We start from the raw sequence: 425 nt of genomic DNA on the forward strand, positions 1-425 counted from the left end.
GTTATCAGCGGAGCTTAGAACGATTGGCAAGGCAAAAACCAATCAAAGCAAATTCATGAAAGGGCGATAGAACAAGATAAGGTTCGTTGGACGGGCTTAGATTAAATAAATTGCGATGAATGAGATGAAATAAAACGAGGAATCTAAATAAGAAGAGGCTAGATGAATTTAGATAAGACGTGACGAGATATACATCAGCAACGCCTGCAAATCGACACTGCTTCGGGTCTTTTGCAAACGCTCGTTAACCTGATCGTGGAGCAGGTTTCTGGTTAGATTGGTGGCCGCTACAATATGTTCTCTTTGTGGTTTGGTTGGCAGTACAAGTGCGATGGCAACGTGTACTTGGCCAATTTGAGACGCCCAATCAATCGCTTCGTCACTGACGATGACCGCGATGGAAAGATCTTTGGTCGATTCAAACA

The 425-nt window shown here is 43.5% G+C and carries 1 protein-coding gene; it reads right to left on the bottom strand.

Annotated features, from left to right (window positions below):
- Positions 1-168 precede the first annotated feature (168 nt).
- Positions 169-425, bottom strand: a 257-nt coding sequence (locus AB4512_RS22790; protein ID WP_372175807.1) for a PTS sugar transporter subunit IIA, incomplete at its 5' end; no start/stop codon positions are given.

It is taken from the genome of Vibrio sp. 10N.222.52.B7, assembly GCF_041474275.1.
GTDB lineage: Bacteria > Pseudomonadota > Gammaproteobacteria > Enterobacterales > Vibrionaceae > Vibrio > Vibrio crassostreae_C.